The organism is Psychrobacter sp. 16-MNA-CIBAN-0192 (assembly GCF_040309565.1).
Classification (GTDB): Bacteria; Pseudomonadota; Gammaproteobacteria; order Pseudomonadales; family Moraxellaceae; genus Psychrobacter.
Window position 1 is genome coordinate 1 of record NZ_JBEOOX010000239.1, and the last position, 273, is coordinate 273.

The window sequence follows — 273 nt, forward strand, 5'->3', positions numbered from 1 at the left end:
GTGCAACCAACGTCAGCGGTGATGGAGAGGTGCGCCACTATGCCTAACTCAACGCCTAATCCAACAAATTCGCCTGACGATAAGCAGGTGCCTATTGACGTCGACAGTTCACCTAAACCGGCTCATGCCACTACGGGTAGCTCATCGACGCCGAAGAGTCGACTGAACAAGACGCCAAAGATGATCGTTAATGGTCGCCTTGCGCTTAACTGGTATCTGTTGTCACTGGTCGTGATTATCCTTGATCAATGGACAAAATGGCTCGCAGAAACC

At 50.9% G+C, this 273-nt stretch carries 1 pseudogene; it reads left to right on the forward strand.

Annotation, left to right across the window (positions count from 1 at the left end):
- Positions 1-39: 39 nt before the first annotated feature.
- Positions 40-273: pseudogene (locus AAEY78_RS13070) on the forward strand (signal peptidase II); the annotation flags it as partial.